This window comes from Kocuria oceani, from assembly GCF_029524215.1.
Lineage (GTDB): Bacteria > Actinomycetota > Actinomycetes > Actinomycetales > Micrococcaceae > Kocuria > Kocuria oceani.
Genome location: NZ_JARAMH010000036.1, coordinates 1 through 18954 on the forward strand (window position 1 = coordinate 1; position 18954 = coordinate 18954).

Genomic DNA, 18954 nt, shown 5'->3' on the forward strand with positions numbered 1-18954 from the left:
CACGGATCAGCAGCGCCATCACACCGGCGATGCAGAAGAAGCCGAAGGAGGAGATCAGGTACATGTACCCGATCGTCTTGTGGTCGGTGGACGTGAGCCAGTTGACGACCATCCGTCCCTTGGACCGCGGCACGACCACCGGTGCAACCGCGGGACGTTCCTCGGCGGTGTACTCGTAGATAGCCATGCGACCTCCTCAGGCCTCCCGTACTTCGAACCTCGGTCACCGTAGCGCACCCAGCGGGGACCCACCGGTGTGAATCTTCCACTGAAATTCCCAGGAATCTCCCCAAATGCTCACCCCTGAACATGAGAGACCAGGCATCATTCCCCGGCACCACAGGACAATTCAGTCCGCGCGGCCGTGGGCCCACCGCCGCGTCCCGTCCCACCTCATCTTCTTTACCGTCGTCTCTTCACGGGAAGATGCCAGATAAGTATCTGCTGAGCATCAGGACTTCATCGAATATTGATTATCTCTATACGTGATCTATACACTCCCGAATCGGATTGTGATTGTTCCGTAATAGACCTGTTATTGTGCACGGTGTGCCGGTTGCTGATCCGCTCGGCATCCCCGTGGCACATCGCCGAGTTCTGCCGGTGCCCGGGGTTCCTGAAGAGAAATCGCTTGGCAGAAGCGGGGAAACCATTTCCGGTCCCGGTGTGCCGGGGCCTTGGGGTTAAGTCGTTCAGAGCGCGTGCGTCCTGAACGGCCGGGTGTCTCCCACCCGAACCCGACAGCTCACCTCGTAGGCAAAGGGAGGAACCCACCCATGTCGCTTTTCAAGCAGAACACTGCCCGCCACCGCGCCGGGACCACCTCGCGCGCCGGGCGCACCACCGCCATCGCCGCCGCTGCTGGTGTGGCCGTGATGGGCTCCATCGCCCCGGCCCAGGCCTACGCCGAGATCCCCGCCGCCTCCGGGTCCTCCTATGCGGCTCCGGCCGCAGGGATGGCCAATCTGGCCTCTTACACCACCCAGGCCCCGGTCACCGCGCAGCCCGCCGACCAGGCCCCGGCCCCGCAGCAGGGCGCCGCCACCTCGAGCGTGAGCCCGCAGTCCACCGCCATCACCGAGATCGCCCCGGCCGCCGGCGGCATCGTGGGCACGGCCATGCAGGGCGTGGGCACCGGCTACGTCTGGGGCGGGACCTCTTTCGGGGCCTGGGACTGCTCCGGGTTCACCGGGTGGGTCTACGCCCAGAACGGCATTGACCTGCCCCGCACCAGTTTCCAGCAGATCGCCGCCGCCACCCCGACTTCCACCCCGCAGCCTGGGGACCTGGTGTCTCAGAACGGTGGCAACCACATCGGCATCTACATCGGTGGCGGCAAGATGGTCTCGGCGCTGAACCCGACCCAGGGCACCTTCGTCCACTCCGTCAACGCCATGCCCCTCGACGGGTACTACACCTACCGCTGAGCCGGACTCGCTGCTGCGGTGGCGGCCGGTCGTTGCCGGACCATCCATCGAGTGTGGAGTGCCCCGACAGGATCCTCGCCGGTGAACCTTCGGGGCACTCCGCGCCTGGATGCAGTCTTGAACAGTCGCGACGATCCTGCCGCCCTGCGCTCGGCAGGGAATCTGTGCGCGGATGTCGACCTTGCTGTACGGCCCCGGAAAGTACGCATGGCCTTGCCTCACCTCCCGCTGGATACGGGCAGCACTCTTCCCGCCCGGCAGGGGCATTGGAGCGACGGCCGCCCGGGGTGCGGTGATGGCTCGGGGGACGGGGATGTCGCAGTGGCGGACGGCACCCCCGTCCGCTCTCACCGTAAGAATGCAAGCTGGACATTGCCCGATCATCCAGGGGAGCCCCATCTCATTTGATACAGCTTCTACTGTACGGTTAGTGCATGAGGATCTTGTCCCCGGTCGAGGTGATGTCTCGCTTCGGCAAAGCACTGGCCGATCCCACCCGGGCCGCGGTGCTGCTGCAGCTGCAGCAGGGCCCGGCGGTGCCTTCGGAACTGGCGGACCGGATCGGGGTGAGCCGTCAGACCCTGTCCAACCATCTGGCCTGTTTGCGTGACTGCGGGCTGGTCGTGGGCGTGCCGGCCGGGCGCAACGTGCGCTATGAACTCTCGGACCCGAAGCTGACCCACGCGCTGGAAGATCTGCTGGGCACCATCCTCACCGTCGAGTCGGTGTGCCAATGCAGGACGCCCGAGTGCGCCGCTGCGGACCGCACCGATGACGCCACCACCCAGGAGATCCCGGCATGAGCGCGGAGCACCACCACGCCCACGCCACCATCGGGCGGCGGGGCAAGCTGGCGGTGGTCTTCGCCATCACCGCCACGATCATGGTCGCCGAGATCATCGGCGCGGTGATCTCGGGCAGCCTAGCGCTGCTGGCCGATGCCGGACACATGCTCACTGACTCGGCCGGACTGCTGATCGCCTTCACCGCTGCGACCTTGGCTCTGCGACCGGCCACGGAGAAACACACCTGGGGTTACCAGCGCGCTGAGATCGTCGCCGCGGCCGCCCAAGCGTCCGTGCTGCTGGCCGTGGGCGGATTCATCGCCGTCGAAGGGGTGCGCCGGCTGTTGGAGCCACCGGAGGTCGAGTCCACGGCCATGCTCTGGTTCGGAGTGATCGGCCTGGTCGGCAACGTCATCGGCCTGGCCATCCTCGCCTCCGGGCGGGGGGAGAACCTGAACATGAAGGCCGCGTTTCTGGAGGTGGCCAACGACGCCCTGGGCTCGGTGGCGGTGATCGTCTCCGCGATCGTCATCGCCACCACCGGGTGGACCCGGGCGGATGCGATCGTGTCCTTGTTGATTGCCGCCCTGATCGTGCCCCGGGCTCTGATCCTGCTGCGCGACACCATTGAGGTCCTGATGGAAACCACCCCGAAGGGCCTGGACCTCGAGCAGGTCCGCACCCGCCTGGAAGCCCTGCCGCACGTGGTGGGTGTGCACGACCTGCACGCCTCAAGGATCGACTCCGACACCCCGGTGCTCTCGGCCCACGTCACCGTTCACGACGGCTGCCTGAGTGCTGAGCACACCGGGGTGGTGTGAGACCCTCCACCCCTGACCCCCTCCCATCCCTGGTACACCCTGCTGCCCGAGACTGAACGGAAACCCCCTGTGAGCACTACCGCCAGCACGCCCACCCCACAGCAGAAGCCCTCGAAGGCCAAGATCATCGTGTGGGTCCTCCTGGCTGCCGTCGTGGCGGCCGTGGCCATCCCGATCCTCATCGCCCGGGCCAATTCCACCCCGGCGGTGCCCGACGACGCGGGGCAACTCGTGCGGGAGAACAGCCGGGTGCTCTCGAAGGCCCCCAACGAACAAGCCGTGCTGGTGGAGTTCCTGGACTATGAGTGTGAAGGGTGCCGGGCCGCCTACCCGTTCGTCGAGGAGCTGCGGGCCGAATACGCCGACACCGTCACCTTCGTCCACCGCTACTTCCCGTTGCCGGGCCACCGCAACTCCATGAACGCCGCCCTCGCGGTGGAGGCCGCGGCCCAGCAGGGACAGTACGAGGCGATGTACCAGCGCATGTTCGAGACCCAGGAACAGTGGGGAGAGTCGGGCGAGGACCAGAGCGCGGTCTTCCGCGGCTTCGCCGAAGACCTCGGCTTGGACATGGCCGCCTTCGATGCCGCGGTGGCCGATCCGGCCACCCAAGAGCGCATCGAGCTCGACGTCGCCGACGGTGAGGCTCTGGGGGTGGGCGGGACCCCGACGTTCTTCCTCAATGGGGAGGTGCTCAACCCCGAGTCCCTGGAAGCCTTCCGGGACGCCGTCGAGACCGCGGCCACCGACTGACAGTGATGAAGGCCTCCTCACCCCACACGTCCACCCCGCCGCTGCCCCTCCGCACGATTCCCAGGCCGGCGCCGGCTGGGCGGCGCCGGCGCGCCGTCGCTGCCGTCTGCATCGGTGTCGGGCTGGTGACCCTGGCCGTGCTGTGGATGGCCCTGGGCTCCTCCGGGGCCACCGCGCCCCGGGAGGTGCTCGACCCCGGGGCCCTGGTGCGCTGGGGGCTGCCGCTGGCCACGACCGTGCATCACCTGGCCATGGGCATCACCTGGGCCGGGCTGGTCTTCGCCACCACCGTAGTGCCCCGATCCACTCCGGTCACCGGGGCGGGGCAGGCCGGGGCCGAACACCCGGCCTTCGCCCGGGCCATGACGGTGGCCGCGGCCGCCGCCGGGGTGTGGACCCTGGCCGCGGTCGCGATCATCGTGCTCAGCTACGCCGACACCATCGGGACCCCGGTCTCCGGCTCGGCCGAGTTCACCGGGCAGCTGGGCTACTACGTGACCCGTCTGATCCCTGGCCAGGCGTGGGCGGTGACCGCTGTGACCGCGGCCCTGACCACCACCCTGGCCGTGCTCGCCCGCTCCCCGGTGCCGGTGGCCGCCACCGCCCTGGTGGCCCTGGCCGCCGTCATCCCGCTGTCCCAACTGGGACACGTGGCCGGGGTCGATGACCACAACGGGGCCGTCAACGCTCTGGCCCTGCACCTGCTCGGTGCCGGGATCTGGACCGGCGGGATCATCGTGCTCGCCCTGCTCGCCCCGCTGCTGACCATTCCGGCCGCAGGCCACCAGACGGCTCGGACCGTGCTGGAACGCTTCTCGACCCTGGCCGGGGTGGCCTTCGTCCTGGTCGCCGTCTCGGGGGTCATCAACACCATCTACCGGATCGGTGGCTGGGACGGGCTGAACTCCGGCTACGGGGCACTGGTGATCGCCAAGACGATCGCCACCGTGGCCCTGGGCGTGCTGGGGTACCTCAACCGCCGGGCGATCACCGCCGGCACCCCGAGGCTGGGCCGGGTGTGGCGACTGATCACCGTGGAAGTCTTCATCCTCTGCGCCGTGATGGCCCTGGGCGTGGCCCTAGGGCGCACTCCCACTCCGGTGCCCCTAGAGCGGCAACCGGACATCACCCCCGCGGAGATCCTCACCGGCTACCTCCTGCCCCCGCCCCTGAGCTTCTCCGGCTGGTTCACCCAGTGGCGCGTCGACTGGCTGTGGATCGCCGTGGCGATCCTCGCCGCCTGTCTCTACCTGGGCGGGGTACGACACCTGCGCCGCACCGGCGCACCATGGCCGGTGGCGCGCACGGCCGCGTTTATGGCCGGTCTGGTGCTGCTGGTCTACGTCACCTGTGGGGCGATGGCCCTCTACGCCCCGATCCTGTTCAGCGTCCACACCACCGCTCACCTGCTGCTGAGCTTCCCGGTGCCGCTGCTGCTGATCGCCGGGGCCCCCGGCCGCCTGGCCGCGGCCCTGGTGCCGACCCGCACCGACGGCAGCACCGGGGCGCGCGAGCTCGCCGCCGCATGGCGCACCTCCCGGGCCGGGGCCCTGCTGGCTCACCCGGCCCCGGCCGGGATCCTGGTCCTGGCAGGGCTGGGTGTCTTCTACTACACCCCCGCCTTCGCCCTGGCCCTGCACACCCACGTCGGCCACGAACTGATGAACACCACCGCCGTGGCCCTGGGCCTGATCTTCGCTACCGCCGCGCTGGCCGCCCCACCGGACCGCAGAGCGGTGCGCACGCAGGCCTTGGTGCTGCTCGCGGTGGCCACCGTGCTGGGGATCTGGGCGGTGTTCACGGCCCTGTCACCGACGGTGATCCAACCAGAGTGGTTCTCCGGACTCGGCCGAGACTGGGGGCCCTCCCCGCTGGCGGATCAACAATCCGCAGCCACCAGGATCATCCTGGCCGGGGTCCTGCCCCTGCTGGCCGCGGCCCTGGCCGTCCTGGCCCGAGGACACCAGCACGGCACCACCGACGCCACCGTTGATCGAGGAACCCCCAAGGACATCCACCATGGCTGAAACCACCACCAGCGCCCACCCTCACCCAGGCGCCGGCCCGGTCGCCGAAGAGCACCTGCCCGGCTTCGCCCGCCACCGCCCCTTCGCCCTGGTCCTGTTGGTGACCGGGGTGATCGGGTGGGTCGCCTCGGCGATCCTGGTGCTCGAGCGCCTTCAGCTCTACAAGGACCCGGGCCACGTCACCAGTTGTGACATCAACCCCTGGGTGTCCTGCGGGCGCGTCATGGGCACCTGGCAGTCGGAACTCTTCGGCTTCCCCAACCCGCTGATCGGCATCGTCGCCTTCGCGGTGGTGATCACCACCGCCATGGCCGCCCTGGCCGGGGCACAGTTCGGACGCTGGTACTGGATCGGCCTGCAGGCAGGGGTCACTCTCGGGGCGGTGTTCGTGATCTGGCTGTGGTCCCAGGCGCTGTTCACCATCTACATCCTGTGCCTGTACTGCATGATCGTGTGGGCGGCGATGATCCCGCTGTTTCTCCTGCTCACCGTGCGCAACCTCGCCCACGGCATCATCCCCGCCCCGCCCCGGTTGGTGCGGTTTGCCTCCGAGTGGGCCTGGACTCTGGTGGTCATCGCCTACGTGGCCGTGGCGGCCTCGGTGTTCTTCCGCTTCTTTTCTATCTTCACCGGTCTCTGACCAGCCCCTGAGCGACCTCGGCTCCGGCGTCTCTCGATGGAGAGGCGCCGGGGCCGAAATCTGTCCGGGATCAAAGGAGGGGACCGCCCCCTCAGCGTCAGGGGGTGCAGCTGTTCCTGGTGGTCCTCGGTGAGATCTCTGCGCGGGCATAGCGCTCCGGCGGGATCGACTGGGTGCGTCGGCCGTCGCCGCGGGATCCACTTCCGCTGAGGCCATCGATGATCGAGCGATCGCCCAGCGCCCCGAATGCCAGTACGCCGATCAGCAGCACCACCACTATTAGCAACAGGAGCCACAGCCCCATGTCCATCACGCCACGGCAGCGCACCGCACGGGGGACCTTCGCGAGTTGGTGAGGACCGGGCAACTGCGCATCCTGCTCGCGACGTCAAAAAGATATCCGCCGGGCCGTGGCGGCGCCGGGACAACCACCGTGAAAGGACTGCTCTTGGCATCGGGAGTTCATCACGGTGCTGGCCGGGGGCCACGATCGGCCCACCCTGCGCTGAGCCGGAGGCCCGCTCCGCGGGGCTTACAGCCCGGAATAGGAGTGCAGTCCGGTGAACACCGTGTTCACCACGACGAAGTTGAAAATGACGCAGAGGTAACCCGCGATCGACAGCCACGCCGAGCGGGTGCCGGTCCAACCGCGGGTGGCGCGGGCGTGCATGTAGGCGGCGTAGACCACCCAGATCACGAACGTCCACACTTCTTTGACGTCCCAGCCCCAGTAGCGCCCCCAGGCCTGCTCGGCCCAGATCGCGCCGGCGGCCAGGGTGAAGGTCCAGAACGCGAAGCCGACCGCGTTGAGCCGGAAGGACAGGTTCTCGAGCGCCTGGGAGGAGGGGACCATGGCCAGGAAGCCCATACCGGGGGCCTCCCCGGCGAGGATCGTCCGCTCCCGCCGGGCCTGCAGCAGCTGCAGGACCGCCATGGCGAAGGTGATGGTGAAGATCCCGGAGGCGGCCACCGCGATGGACACGTGGATCACCAGCCACCAGGACTGCAGGGCCGGGACCAGCGGGCCCACCGGGGTGGGGAACCCGATGGTGGCCGCGGTCAGCATGATCACCACGAGCCCGGACACGAGGACCCCCACGAAGCGCAGGTCACGCCGCCACAAGGAGACGAGGTAGACACCGGCCACGACCAGGGCCCCGGTGGTGGAGAACTCGTACATGTTGCCCCACGGCACCCGCGCCGCGGCGATCGCGCGGGTCACTACAGCTGCCGTGTGGAGGGCGAAGCCCAGGACCATGACCGTCACAGCCACCCGCGCGGCCGGGCGGCGTTCCCCGGTGTAGCGCATCTGCGCATCGGCCACGTGCTCGGCCAGCACAGAGCGGGCAGCGGCGCGGTAGCCGCGCCCGCGGTCCCCGGCGCCCAGACCGGCCCGCGGGTCGGTGGCCTCCAGGGGGCGCGCGTTCCCGGCGCCGGCCGACGCGGCGCCGATCAGCGCACGGTCGGCCTCGGTGTGGCGGCCGGTCTGTCCGGGTGCGTGGAGGGTCTTGGCGTGGGGGGCCATGTCCCAGGCGAAGGCGATGAAGCTGACCAGGTAGGTCATGGCGGCCAGGAGCATGAACAGTTCGCTCCAGGTGCCCAGGGTCTCGTTGACGGGCATGGGCACTTCCTCTCAGTTGGTGGTGGGGCCGCGGCGGGCCCGGTCCGTGGTCTTCTCGGGGGCAGACTCTGTGCGGTCACCGGCGTCATCGCGCACCCCGATCGCCTTCCAGTGGGTGGTGAACAGCTCGCCCAGCGACTCGGCCTCCGTACGCAGTCGGGGGTCCTCGCCGCGGGCCAGCAGCCCGTACTCCACCACGGTGGCCGGACGGCCCTGATCGTCGAGGTCGGTGGTGGCGCGCACCCAGACGCGGCGGCGGGAGATGAACATCGACATCAGCAGCCCGGCGAAGGCGGCCACGAAGGAGATGAAGGCCCCGGTGCGTCCCGGGTCGTAGACGATGTCCAGGCCCACGTAGCGCTTCACGTCCAGAAACTCGATCGTGCCCTTGCCCTCGGGCAGCTCGTGCACGGGGTTCGCGGCGTCCAGGGTGATCGCCCCGTTGTCACTCATCATCGAGTTGAGCTCGGTGAGCGGTGCCACGTCGAGGACGTACACGTTCTGCGGCTTACCGGTGTCCAGGCCCAGATCCCCGTAGTAGGAGGACAGGATCAGGCGGGGGTTGGCCAGACCCGGATCGCCCGAGCGCGGCATCCCGTCCGGGCCGGTGACCGCGGTGGGCAGCAGCAACCCGGTGAAGCCCAGCTGGTCGGGGCGCGCGTCGGGGACCTTGAGGGTCAGGTTGGAGGTGTAGACCCCATCGACCGGGATCGTCACCACCGGGCCCTCGAACGCCACCTCCCCGTTGCCGTCGGTCACCCGGATCACCGGGGCGTAGCCGTTGCCCACCAGGTAGGACTTCACCCCGTCGACGTTGACCGGTGCATTGACTTTCAACGTCTCCTGCCGCGGGGCCGCACCGGGGGCGTCCTCGATGGTGACCTCGGCGGTGAAGTCGATCGGGGCCCCGTAGTTCCGAGGGTTGGTGGTGTCGCGGTAGAACTCGGAGGAGAAGTCGTCCAGGCGCAACGAGAAAGGGGGCAGCCAATCGGGGTTGTAATTGGTGCCCGGGGTGAAGGAGTCATAGCCGATCAGGGTGTTCACGAAGGACTCGTCCTCCACCAAGATTTTCTGCCCCTTGTAGCCGAACAAAGAGCCCACGGCCACGGAGATCAGCACCCCCAGCAGGGCCAGGTGGAAGACGACGTTGCCGACCTCCTTCCACATCCCCCGCTCGGCGGCCACCGACGGGGCGGCCGTGCCGGTCTCGCGTACGGCCACCCGATAGCCGCGCCTTTTGAGCAGCCGGGCGGCCTCAGCCACGACCTCGTCCGGGGCCGGTGCCGCCGCGCTGTCGCACCCGCCCAGGGTCAGGGACCGGTGTTCGGGCAGCCGCTCCAGCCGACGTGGGGTGCGCGGAGGCTCGGCCCGCCACGCCCGCCAGTGCTTGCCCGCCCGCGGGAGCACGCAGCCCACCAGGGAGACGAACAGCAGGATGTAGATCGCGGAGAACCACGCCGAGGAGAAAACATCGAAAAGCTGCAACCGGTCCAGCCACGGTCCCAGGGTCGGGTTGTTGTCGATGTAGTCGCTCACCCGAGCGGGGTCCTGGATGCGCTGGGGGAAGATCGACCCGGGCACAGCCGCGACGGCCAGCAGCAGCAGCAGGAACAGGGCGGTATTCATCTTCGTCAGCTGGGTCCAGGCCCACCGGGCCATGCCCACTGGTCCCAGAACCGGAACCTCGACATCGCCGGGACCCTGGCCGGACCCGCCGGAGGGAGCACTCCGGGCATTTCTGCTGGTGGTGTCCTCGGGAGTGTTCTCGGCGTCGCCGGTGGCGCTCACGGTGACCTCTTCGTCCCCGGGGCGGGGACCGGGTGGAGTGCCGGTGCTCATGCCGTCTCAGCCGCCACGTCGGCCAGGAGCGTTTCGAGGATCGAGCGATCGGCCAGGCCCAGGATGCGGGCCGCCACCCGACCTTGGGCGTCGAGCACCAGCGTGGTGGGCACCGCCTGCGGGGGCACGTAGGCGCTCAGGGCCATCAGCACGTCCCCGTCCTTGTCTTCGAAGGAGGGGTAAGGGATCTCGAAGGTGCGCTCGAAGGCTTGCGCGGTGGCTCGCTCGTCGCGCAGGTTCACCCCGTAGAAGGTGACCTGCCCCGCGAAGCGCTGGGCGAGCTCCTTCAGATCGGGGGCCTCCACCCGGCACGGGGCGCACCCGGCGTACCAGAAGTTCAGCAGGACGGGGGTCCCGCGCAGGTCCGCGGCCGAGGCCTGGGTGGCGTCGAAGAAGGTGCCGGTGAACTGCACCGGTTCCCCGCGCTGGTCCGGGGCGTATGCGGAGACCGTGCCGTCCCCGCCGATGTAGCCCTTCCCATCTCCGGCATTGGCCTGCTGGGCCAGCGAGTCCTCCTCGGCACCGCAACCAGTCAAGCTCGCTCCAAGGGCACCCAGAGCGGTCAGGGAAAGCACACGGCGTCGGGACAGCGTGGCCGTGGGGAGGATGAGGCGGGAGGTCGCGAACATTTCACCAGGGGATCAGATCGAGGTGGGCAGGAGATGACCGGGTCGAACCCCACTCACTATGGCCAGCGAAACTGATGAGCCCCTGGACGCCCCTCCTGTCGGCGCTCCGGGACGGAGCTCGCCCAGGCCCGGGGGGCACCCCCACCGGCGTGCTCATGCGGTAGGCACCTCATGGCCATGGGATCCGTTCCCGCCGACATGGAACGGTAGGAAAAGCTGTGACGGGTGACCGGCCACCTCTTATGCGTGGTCCTCGGTGCGCGGTGGCACCATCGTGCCCACCAGGAGGGCAACCACCCCGGTGGTGACGAAAACGTCGGCGAGGTTGAAGGTGGGGAACCACCCGGTGTGCAAATAGTCCACCACCCCGTCCCCGTCGAGGCGGTCGAGGAAGTTCCCGATAGCGCCCCCGAGCAGCAGGGTCGCTCCGACGCGGGTGAGCCGGGTGAGGGTGGGTACCGCAATGAGCAGGTACCAGGTCAGCCCGGCGATGATCGCCCCGGTCGCGGCGATGACGACCCAGGAGGGCAGGGCCGCCCCGAGGCTGAAAGCCACCCCGGGATTGTGGTGCAGGCGCAGCATGAGCAGCCCCAGATCCACCGCCTCGCCGCTCGCAAGCCGGGCTTCGGCCACGGCTTTGACGATCAGGTCGACGGCGGCCAGCCCTGCCGCCCCGACCAGCAGAACAACTGTCCTGCGGCGGGTCTCCGGCCTGCTCGAGGCGCCGGTGCGGGGCGGGGGAGCGTCGCTCATGCGGCCGGTTCCAGGGACGGTGCGGGCTGGGCGGCCGGGCGCGCAGTGTCACGGCGGATCCGGCCGGCGCGCACCCCGTTGGCGATGATCAGGATCTCGGCCACCTCGTGCACCAGCACCACCGCGGCCAGCCCCAGGATGCCGAACAGTGCCAGGGGGATCAGCACCGCGATCAGCGCCAGGGACACCCCGACGTTCTGCAGCATGATCGACCGGGTCCGCCGGGCGTGGCCGAGGGCCTGGGGCAGGTGCTGGAGGTCCTCGCCCATCAAGGCGATGTCGGCGGTCTCGATGGCCACGTCGGTGCCCATCGCGCCCATGGCGATGCCGATGTCGGCGGTGGCCAGGGCCGGGGCGTCGTTGACGCCGTCACCGACCATCGCCGTGGGGCGCTGCTCCTTGAGGGTGCGGATGATCTCCGCCTTGTCCTGTGGGCGCAGGTCGGCGTGGACCTGGGTGATGCCGGCGGCCTGGGCCAGGGCGGTGGCGGTGAGGGTGTTGTCCCCGGTGAGCATCGCGGTGGTGTACCCGGCGCGGTTGAGCCGGGTGATCACCTCTCGGGCTTCCGGGCGCAGCTCATCACGCACCGCGACTGCCCCGATGACATCCCCGTCCTGCTCGATGAGCACGGCCGTGGCACCGGCGCGCTGCATCCGCTCGATGTCTCCGGCCAGGGGCCCGGGGGTGATCCACCCCGGGCGGCCCAGGCGCAGGCGCGCACCCTCGAAGGTGCCGAACAGCCCGGCCCCGGGAACGGTGTCCACCTGGGTCACCTCGGCCTGCTCAGGTGTGGCGGCGAGGATGGCCCGGGCCAGGGGGTGTTCGCTGCGGGCCTCCAGCCCGGCCGCCAGCGACATCACCCGTTCCCGGGTCACCCCGGGACTGGTGGCGACCTCGATGACGGCCGGGTTGTTGCGGGTGAGGGTGCCGGTCTTGTCCAGGGCGATGGTGCCGATCTTGCCCAGGGTCTCCACCGCGGCACCGCCCTTGATCAGCACCCCGATGCGGCTGGCCGCCCCCACCGAGGCCACCACGGTCACGGGCACCGAGATCGCCAGCGCACACGGTGAGGCCGCCACCAGCACGACCAGGGCGCGTTCGAACCACAGCAGCGGCTCCCCGACGATGAACCCGTAGGCCACGATCAGGGCCGCGGCGATGAGGATCCCCGGCACTAGCTTGCTGGCGATGGCATCGGCCAGCCGTTGGCCGGGGCCCTTGCGGGACTGCTCGGTCTCGACGATGTGCACGATCTTCGCCAGAGAGTTGTCCTCGGCGGTGCTGGTGACCTCGACCTCCAGCGGGCCGGTGCCGTTGATGGACCCGGCGTAGACCTCCGAACCCGGTCCGACCTCCACCGGCACGGACTCCCCGGTCAGCGCCGAGGTGTCCACCGAGGTGCGCCCGGTGAGGATCCGCCCGTCGGTGGCCACCCGCTCCCCGGGACGGACCACCATCCGGTCCCCCGGCACCAGCTCGGCCGGGGACACGGTGGCCGGCACCCCGCCCCGGAGCACCGTGGCCTGATCCGGGACCAGGTCCAGCAGCGCGCGCAACCCGCGCCGGGTCCGCGCCACCGAGTACTCCTCCAGCGCCTCGGCGATCGCGTAGAGGAAGGCCAGCGCCGCCGCCTCCTCGATCGCGCCCAGGGCTACCGCCCCGACGGCGGCGATCGTCATCAAGGTCCCGACCCCGATGCGGCCCTTGGCCAGTCGGCGCAGCGTGGAGGGCACGAACGTCCACCCCGCCAACCCCAGCGCCACCACGCTCACGGCGGTGACCAGCCACTCGGGGCCGTCCATCAGGTGGGTGGCCCACCCGACTGCCAGCAGCACGCCGGCCGCGGAGGCGAACCGCACCTCGCTCACCTGCCAGAAACCGGCCGGCCCCGCTTCCTCGTGGTGGGCAGGCTCATCGTGGGCGCAGCAGGCATCACTCATCGCACAACCTCCGGGGCCTGTCGGGTCTGCTGGGCGTCCAGACCGTAGTTCGGGCACAGGCTCACGGCGTTGCCAGTGGCCGACAACAGCACCTCGGCGGCAGCGAGCATGTCCAGCAGCTCCGGGCGGGTCAGCGAGTAGTACACGCTGCGCCCCTGCGCCCGACCCTGCACCAGCCCGCAACCGCGCAGGCACGCCACATGGCCTGACACGGTGGACTGGGCCAACCCCAGTTCGCTGGTGAGATCACGTACCCGCACCTCCCCGACGGCCATTCGTTGCACGATGGCCAGCCGGGTCGGATCGGACAGGGAGTGGAACAATGCCGCCGCCGGATCCAACGCCCCGCAGGGGGCCTGCGGAACATACTCAGAAATCGTCATGGGCCGATGATAGCCTCATTTTGGGTTGACAGTGGTCATGTGCGGTAGTCTCGGGGCGCCCCCTGGCCCGAGGAGACTGTGATGACGATTGGCGGCTACTTTGCCGAGACGGTGAACTCCGGGGCCCTGCTCATCGCTGTGCCCCTGGCGATGATCGCCGGGATTGTCTCTTTCATCTCCCCGTGCATTCTGCCGCTGGTGCCCGGCTACCTCGGCTATGTCTCCGGGCTGGCCGATCCGACTCGGGCGGACAACCGCCGGCGGGTGCTGGCTGGGGTGGGGCTGTTCATCCTGGGCTTCGCGGCGGTGTTCACTCTCTACGGGGCGGCCTTCGGCGCCATCGGGGGCTGGCTGGTGCGGTGGCAGGATCCGCTGATGCGGGCCTTGGGGGTGTTCGTGGTGCTCATGGGACTGGTGCTGGTCGGGAAGTTCTCCTTCCTGCAGCAGACCAAGAAGCTGTCCTTCCAACCCCGCACCGGCATCGCCGGCGCCCCGCTGCTCGGGGTGGTCTTCGGCCTGGGCTGGACACCGTGCATGGGCCCGACCCTCAGTGCCGTGCTGGCGCTGAGCACCACCACCGGAGGGGCCTGGCGCGGGGCCCTGCTGGGCTTCACCTACTGCCTGGGCCTGGGCATCCCTTTCGTCCTGGTCGCGGCCGGGCTCAACTGGGTCACCACGACCCTGAGCTACATCCGCCGCAACATCCGCACCTTCAACCTCGCCGGCGGCTCCGTGCTGATCGCCGTGGGGCTGCTGATGGTGACCGGGATCTGGATGCAGTGGATCTACCAGCTCCAAAGCCTCGCCGGCACCTTCATCACCCCCGTCTGAGTCCCCGGAGAACATCCCCAATTTGTGACGCACCGAACCCCCAACACCCAACGATTCACCACACCATCACCGAGGAGCACACATGGCGAAGATCTACCACGACGTCACCGAGATCGTAGGCCGCACCCCGCTCGTCCGGCTGAACCATCTGGATGAGGGCCTGCCCGGCAACGTCGCCGTGAAGCTGGAGTTCTACAGCCCCGCCAACTCCGTCAAGGACCGGATCGGCGTGGCCATCGTCGACGCCGCGGAGAAGTCCGGGCAGCTCAAGCCCGGCGGCACGATCGTCGAGGGCACCTCCGGCAACACCGGCATCGCCCTGGCCATGGTCGGCGCCGCCCGCGGCTACAAGGTCATCCTGACCATGCCCGAGACCATGTCCACGGAGCGGCGGGTCATGCTCCGCGCCTACGGCGCCCAGATCGTGCTCACCCCCGGCGCCGAGGGCATGCGCGGCGCGGTCGACAAGGCCCAGGAGATCGTCGAGTCCACCGAGAACGCCGTGCTGGCCAAGCAGTTCGCCAACGAGGCCAACCCGGCGATCCACTACGCCACCACCGGCCCGGAGATCTGGGAGGACACCGACGGCGAGGTCGACGTGTTCGTCTCCGGCGTGGGCACCGGCGGCACCATCACGGGCGCGGGCCGCTACCTGCGCGAGCAGAAGCCGGACATCCGCCTGATCGTGGTCGAGCCGGCCGACTCCCCGCTGCTCACCGAGGGCAAGGCCGGGCCCCACAAGATCCAGGGCCTCGGGGCGAACTTCGTCCCCGACAACCTCGACCGCGAGATCTACGACGACGTCTACGACGTGACCGTGGAGGACTCGGTGCGGGTCGCCCGCGAGCTGGCCACCCAGGAGGGCATCCTCGGCGGGATCTCCTCGGGGGCCATCGTGTGGGCCGCCCTGCAGGAGGCCGCCAAGGAGGAGAACCGGGACAAGCTGATCGTGGCCATCGTGTGCGACTTCGGGGAGCGCTACATCTCCACCCTGCTCTACGAGGACATCCGCGGCTGAGGCCCTGCCCGGGTTGCCGCGCTACGTTCAGCATTGCGCGTCCGGGACGCCATGACGCATTCCGGTGCCGGACGCCGGTTGCTACAGCTGGTGGCGCTCACCGGTCTCGGATCCGACTCCAAGAGCCGGTCTCGGCTGGACGCCTCCGGTGGCGGGCGGGATGGCTCCCCGCGCCTGGCACCGGATCTCTATCTCCCGCCGCACCCCCCAGGTGCGGCGGCGCAGCCTGACGCACCCACTCCTCACCCCCGAAGGGACCCCAGTGCCATGCTGACCACCACTTCTGCCCTGCGCCGTACCGCCGCCACCGTGAGCGCGGTCGGCGCCCTGACCGCCCTGGGGCTGGTCCCCGCCGCCGCTCATGACGAGGTGCTGAGTACCTCCCCCGAACAGGGCGCCGTGCTGGAGACCGCCCCCGAACAGATCGAGCTCTCCTACAGCGGGGAGATCATGGACATCGGTCACCAGGTGCTGGTGACCGGCCCCGAGGGCCAGTCCGTGACCGAGGGCCCGCTCGAGCGCGACGGTTCCCAAGTGGTCCAGCCCCTGGCCGCGGCCGGGTCCGAGGAAGGGACCTACCAGGTGGTTTGGCGGGTGGTCTCCAGCGACGGCCACCCCATCGAAGGCACCTACACCTACGAGGTGGGTGACGGCGCGGACACCGCGACCCCGGCCCCCAGCCTCAGCAGCACCCCGACCGAGGCCCCCGCTGACAGCTCGGACAGCTCCGCCCCAGCCCAGGACGCGGCCGCACAGGAGAGCTCCGAGGGTCTGTCCGGGTGGGCCCTCGGCGCCGCCGTGGTGGTGCCGGCCCTGGCCGTGATCGGGCTTCTGGTCTTGGTCTCTCGCCGCCGCAAGAGCTGAACCCCTGCAGCCGGGCTGGCGCAGGAGCCCTGCGCGGAAGGACCTGGGGGCGGGCGCCGCGACTGTGGTGGTCCTCCTGGGCCTTGCTGATGCTCGACGCGGGGTAGGTGCCAGTCCCCGAAATCACACCGCTGCCGCACGGATGACTGCGTGAAGCCCATCGCTTCAGCAACCGCTCGACAGCGCGACCGGGTCACAGGACGTATTGACTCTCTTCTTGGAGGAACGGAGCACTAGTCCATGGCGCGGACCGCAGCTGGGCTCATGGTCCGATTCTCGGTCCCGTCCATGACCCCGTCCTCGAAGGCGTCCAGCAGGGCGTCTTCCTCCTCCTCCCACGTCGGCCGGTGGCGCCGGCGCTGCGGCTTGGGTCGCATCAGGGACTTCAAGTGGGCCGGCATGTCGTCGGCCATCTCCATCTGGCGGATGACGAGCTCCTCCTCGCCCTCGCCCACGTAGTTGCCGTCCTCGTCGTAGAACTGGGAGAGGTGGCGTTCCATCTCTGCGGCGTACTGGCGGTCCCAGGCGTCGTTGCGGGCCTGCTGCCGGGCGGCGTAGCCGTAGGCCACGAAGAACAGGGCGGCGAAGGCGTACCACTGCAGGGAGTAGGACAGGTGCGGTCCGGAGTCGATCTCGGGCTCGGGCGCGGGTGCGGGAGCCACGGCCGGGGCCGGGTCCTCGGCGAAGACCTCGGCGTAGGCGGCCGTGCCGATCGGCCGATCCCACCGCTCCTGGAGCTCCTGGAGCTGGATGGTGGCGATCTGGCCCTCCGGGGCGCCGCGGTCCACAGCCGGCTCCCCGGGACGCAGCCGCGCGGTGACGCTCACCTGCCCGGTGGGCGGGGCCGGGACCTCGTCGGGCATCCCGTTGGCGGCCGAGCCCGTGGGGATCCAGCCGCGGTCCAGCACGACCACGTCCCCGGCTTGCGTGCGGAAGGGCACGAGGACCTCGTAGCCCACGCGCCCGTCCTGGGGACGGTTGCGCACGAGGACCTGGTCCTCGGCCAGGTACTCGCCGGTCAGCTCCACCGGGTGCCAGGTGAGGGTGGGGTCGTGGGCGGCGAACTGCGCGGCCGCCTCGTTGCCGGTCAGCGGCTCGGCCCGGTAGTTGCGGGTGATCTTGGCGTTCTCCCCGACCAGGTGGTCGTTGCGGTCCATCTGCCACCCGGCCAGGTACACGGAGACCGCCGCGGCGGCGCAGGCCAGGGCGAAGAAGCCGAGCCACTTCCCGCTGAGCAGGAACCGGTAGTCGCTCACGGCCGGTCCTCCCCGGTGGGCCCGTCGTGGCCGAGCGGGACGGTGTTCTTCCAGAAGCCCTGGGCGCGGAGGAACTTCTCGAGGTCCTCGCGGTGGTCGGGGCACGCCAGCCAGCTCTTGCGGTGCTGGGGGGTGTGGATGCGCGGGTTGTTCCAGCGGATCCGCCACGCGGCGTCGGCGCGGCAGCCCTTGCGGGAGCACTGCGGGTTGTCGGGGCCGCCCGGTGGTGCCTCGGATTCGTGCAGGGACAGCGATCTGAGCCGGTCGGACTCCACGGCAGTCGTGCTCCTCGGGGTGCTCGGTCAGGCTTCCGGAACAGCCCCGCGGCGGGCTCAGGCCGCGCCGCGGCTCCGGGAGGTGTCGTCCTCGACAGTAGCGGAGGAAGCCGGGTCCCCGCTGGGAGCAGCTGTGCCCCAGAGCCCGACCTCGCGGCCTGCGGGCCCCCGTCGCGGCCCTCCCCGTTGTCGCCGTGATCGGTGATGATCTCACCCTCCAACACGAGGTCCATGTCCCAGGAGAACAGCGCGGGCGGGCGCGACTGCTGAAGATAGACGGCGGATTGGTGTCGGAGCTTGCCGGCGAGGTGATAAAGCTACAGGCGGACTCCACCGTGGTCGTTACAGCCGGCGGAGTGGTGTTCGTGAGCTGGTGGTGGCCACAGGCGCTCTCCGCCATCTCCATCCTGTGCCTGTACTGCATGAGCGTGTGGGCAGGGATGCTCCCAGTGATCCTATTGCTGAGCGTGCGCAACCTCGTCCACGGCATCATTGCTGCCCCCGTCGCCCTGATGCGGTTTGCTGACGAGTAAGCCTGAACCCTCCTGGCCATCACCTACGTGGTTGTGGCGGCCTCGGTGTTCATCCGCTTCTTCACCGCTTCCTCTGGCCTGTGAGCATTCATCCACCGCCTCGATGCCACCACCGGGTCCGGGGGCGGGTTTTCAACCTGGCGCCCCTCGGCCCCGTGAAGTCGAGCGCACAGCAGGGCGTCGATCACTGGGCGGCCGGAGGCAGGCTCGCCACCCAGACCACGCCCGCGGCGACCTGCACCACCCCCAGCGCCCGAATCAGGCCGGGACACTCGAGGAATGAGCGCATCGCTTGCCGCCACTGGCTGCGGCGGCGGGCACGGTCCGTCGTTGATCATCATCGTGGGCACCGTTTCTGCCACCTGCCGCTACGATGGCACCAGCCGACACTGCTGCGGCAAGTGGTTGCGCCGTTGCGAGTGAAGAAGGCATGGAGGGGTTAGGTGTGATGTCCAGGGAGGTTGGTCAGGCGGGTGACCGGTGGCTGGCCTCCAAGTGCGGAGTGGGCTCGATGATGATTGTAGAAGTGCAGCCAGCCCGGTAGGGCATCGTCGCGCTC

General features: G+C 69.5%; 19 protein-coding genes, 2 pseudogenes and 1 riboswitch. Of the genes and pseudogenes, 10 read left to right on the forward strand and 11 right to left on the reverse strand.

Annotated features, from left to right (window positions below):
• Positions 1 to 187 (reverse strand): annotated as a pseudogene (locus PU704_RS19415) (aa3-type cytochrome oxidase subunit I); the annotation flags it as partial.
• A gap of 407 nt (positions 188 to 594) precedes the next feature.
• Positions 595 to 771: riboswitch (cyclic di-AMP (ydaO/yuaA leader) on the forward strand.
• A 5-nt stretch (positions 772 to 776) separates the two neighbouring features.
• Between PU704_RS19415 and PU704_RS19420 the strand changes: the two are divergent.
• From PU704_RS19420 to PU704_RS19445, 6 genes are all read left to right on the forward strand, one after another.
• A complete protein-coding gene (locus PU704_RS19420) occupies positions 777 to 1427 on the forward strand; it encodes a C40 family peptidase (RefSeq protein WP_047804867.1) in 651 nt (216 codons plus the stop codon).
• Positions 1428 to 1861: 434 nt separating this feature from the next.
• A complete protein-coding gene (locus PU704_RS19425; protein ID WP_047804868.1) occupies positions 1862 to 2230 on the forward strand; it encodes an ArsR/SmtB family transcription factor in 369 nt (122 codons plus the stop codon).
• Entirely contained in the window at positions 2227 to 3033 is an 807-nt protein-coding gene (locus PU704_RS19430; protein ID WP_238986117.1) for a cation diffusion facilitator family transporter, read from the forward strand. Before PU704_RS19425 ends, PU704_RS19430 begins: the two co-directional genes overlap by 4 nt.
• A 69-nt stretch (positions 3034 to 3102) precedes the next feature.
• A complete protein-coding gene (locus PU704_RS19435; RefSeq protein WP_047804869.1) occupies positions 3103 to 3786 on the forward strand; it encodes a DsbA family protein in 684 nt (227 codons plus the stop codon).
• A gap of 125 nt (positions 3787 to 3911) precedes the next feature.
• Positions 3912 to 5813: a bifunctional copper resistance protein CopD/cytochrome c oxidase assembly protein gene (locus PU704_RS19440; RefSeq protein WP_139318370.1), complete on the forward strand. Its 1902-nt coding sequence runs from the start codon at positions 3912 to 3914 to the stop codon at positions 5811 to 5813.
• Entirely contained in the window at positions 5806 to 6453 is a 648-nt protein-coding gene (locus PU704_RS19445; RefSeq protein WP_047804870.1) for a vitamin K epoxide reductase family protein, read from the forward strand. The genes PU704_RS19440 and PU704_RS19445 overlap by 8 nt, the downstream gene beginning before the upstream one ends.
• A gap of 97 nt (positions 6454 to 6550) precedes the next feature.
• Here the strand turns inward: PU704_RS19445 and PU704_RS19450 are convergent, their stop codons facing one another.
• The 7 genes from PU704_RS19450 to PU704_RS19480 form a co-directional block, all read right to left on the reverse strand.
• A complete protein-coding gene (locus tag PU704_RS19450) occupies positions 6551 to 6763 on the reverse strand; it encodes a hypothetical protein (RefSeq protein WP_047804871.1) in 213 nt (70 codons plus the stop codon).
• Between the two features lie 222 nt (positions 6764 to 6985).
• Entirely contained in the window at positions 6986 to 8074 is a 1089-nt protein-coding gene (gene ccsB / locus PU704_RS19455; protein WP_047804872.1) for a c-type cytochrome biogenesis protein CcsB, read from the reverse strand.
• A gap of 12 nt (positions 8075 to 8086) precedes the next feature.
• Complete coding sequence (resB, locus tag PU704_RS19460; RefSeq protein WP_238986123.1) at positions 8087 to 9733, reverse strand: cytochrome c biogenesis protein ResB; 1647 nt, start codon at positions 9731 to 9733, stop codon at positions 8087 to 8089.
• Between the two features lie 176 nt (positions 9734 to 9909).
• Positions 9910 to 10449 (reverse strand): TlpA family protein disulfide reductase, encoded by a 540-nt coding sequence (locus PU704_RS19465; protein WP_308216846.1) that lies wholly within the window; start codon positions 10447 to 10449, stop codon positions 9910 to 9912.
• 333 nt (positions 10450 to 10782) lie between these two features.
• Complete coding sequence (lspA, locus tag PU704_RS19470; RefSeq protein ID WP_047804874.1) at positions 10783 to 11295, reverse strand: signal peptidase II; 513 nt, start codon at positions 11293 to 11295, stop codon at positions 10783 to 10785.
• The gene (locus PU704_RS19475) at positions 11292 to 13235 is read right to left on the reverse strand and encodes a heavy metal translocating P-type ATPase (protein ID WP_047804875.1); all 1944 of its coding nucleotides are present in this window, start codon (positions 13233 to 13235) and stop codon (positions 11292 to 11294) included. Before PU704_RS19475 ends, lspA begins: the two co-directional genes overlap by 4 nt.
• Positions 13232 to 13618: an ArsR/SmtB family transcription factor gene (locus PU704_RS19480; RefSeq protein WP_047804876.1), complete on the reverse strand. Its 387-nt coding sequence runs from the start codon at positions 13616 to 13618 to the stop codon at positions 13232 to 13234. Before PU704_RS19480 ends, PU704_RS19475 begins: the two co-directional genes overlap by 4 nt.
• 81 nt (positions 13619 to 13699) lie before the next feature.
• Here PU704_RS19480 and PU704_RS19485 point away from each other — a divergent pair, with 81 nt between their 5' ends.
• From PU704_RS19485 to PU704_RS19495, 3 genes are all read left to right on the forward strand, one after another.
• Positions 13700 to 14449, forward strand: coding sequence for a cytochrome c biogenesis CcdA family protein (locus tag PU704_RS19485; RefSeq protein ID WP_047804877.1), 750 nt, complete (start codon positions 13700 to 13702; stop codon positions 14447 to 14449).
• 82 nt (positions 14450 to 14531) lie between these two features.
• A complete protein-coding gene (gene cysK, locus PU704_RS19490) occupies positions 14532 to 15467 on the forward strand; it encodes a cysteine synthase A (protein ID WP_047804878.1) in 936 nt (311 codons plus the stop codon).
• A 267-nt stretch (positions 15468 to 15734) separates the two neighbouring features.
• Positions 15735 to 16331 carry a copper resistance CopC family protein gene (locus PU704_RS19495; protein ID WP_101851591.1) on the forward strand — a complete coding sequence of 199 codons (597 nt, stop codon included), beginning with the start codon at positions 15735 to 15737 and terminating at the stop codon, positions 16329 to 16331.
• Between the two features lie 233 nt (positions 16332 to 16564).
• Here the strand turns inward: PU704_RS19495 and PU704_RS19500 are convergent, their stop codons facing one another.
• Positions 16565 to 17587 carry an SURF1 family cytochrome oxidase biogenesis protein gene (locus PU704_RS19500; RefSeq protein WP_047804879.1) on the reverse strand — a complete coding sequence of 341 codons (1023 nt, stop codon included), beginning with the start codon at positions 17585 to 17587 and terminating at the stop codon, positions 16565 to 16567.
• Positions 17584 to 17862, reverse strand: coding sequence for a hypothetical protein (locus tag PU704_RS19505; protein ID WP_082157557.1), 279 nt, complete (start codon positions 17860 to 17862; stop codon positions 17584 to 17586). Before PU704_RS19505 ends, PU704_RS19500 begins: the two co-directional genes overlap by 4 nt.
• Before the next feature lie 194 nt (positions 17863 to 18056).
• Between PU704_RS19505 and PU704_RS19510 the strand changes: the two genes are divergently transcribed.
• Complete coding sequence (locus tag PU704_RS19510; RefSeq protein WP_139318648.1) at positions 18057 to 18395, forward strand: hypothetical protein; 339 nt, start codon at positions 18057 to 18059, stop codon at positions 18393 to 18395.
• Positions 18396 to 18834: 439 nt separating this feature from the next.
• Here PU704_RS19510 and PU704_RS19515 read toward each other — a convergent pair.
• A pseudogene (locus tag PU704_RS19515) lies at positions 18835 to 18954 on the reverse strand (IS481 family transposase); the annotation flags it as partial.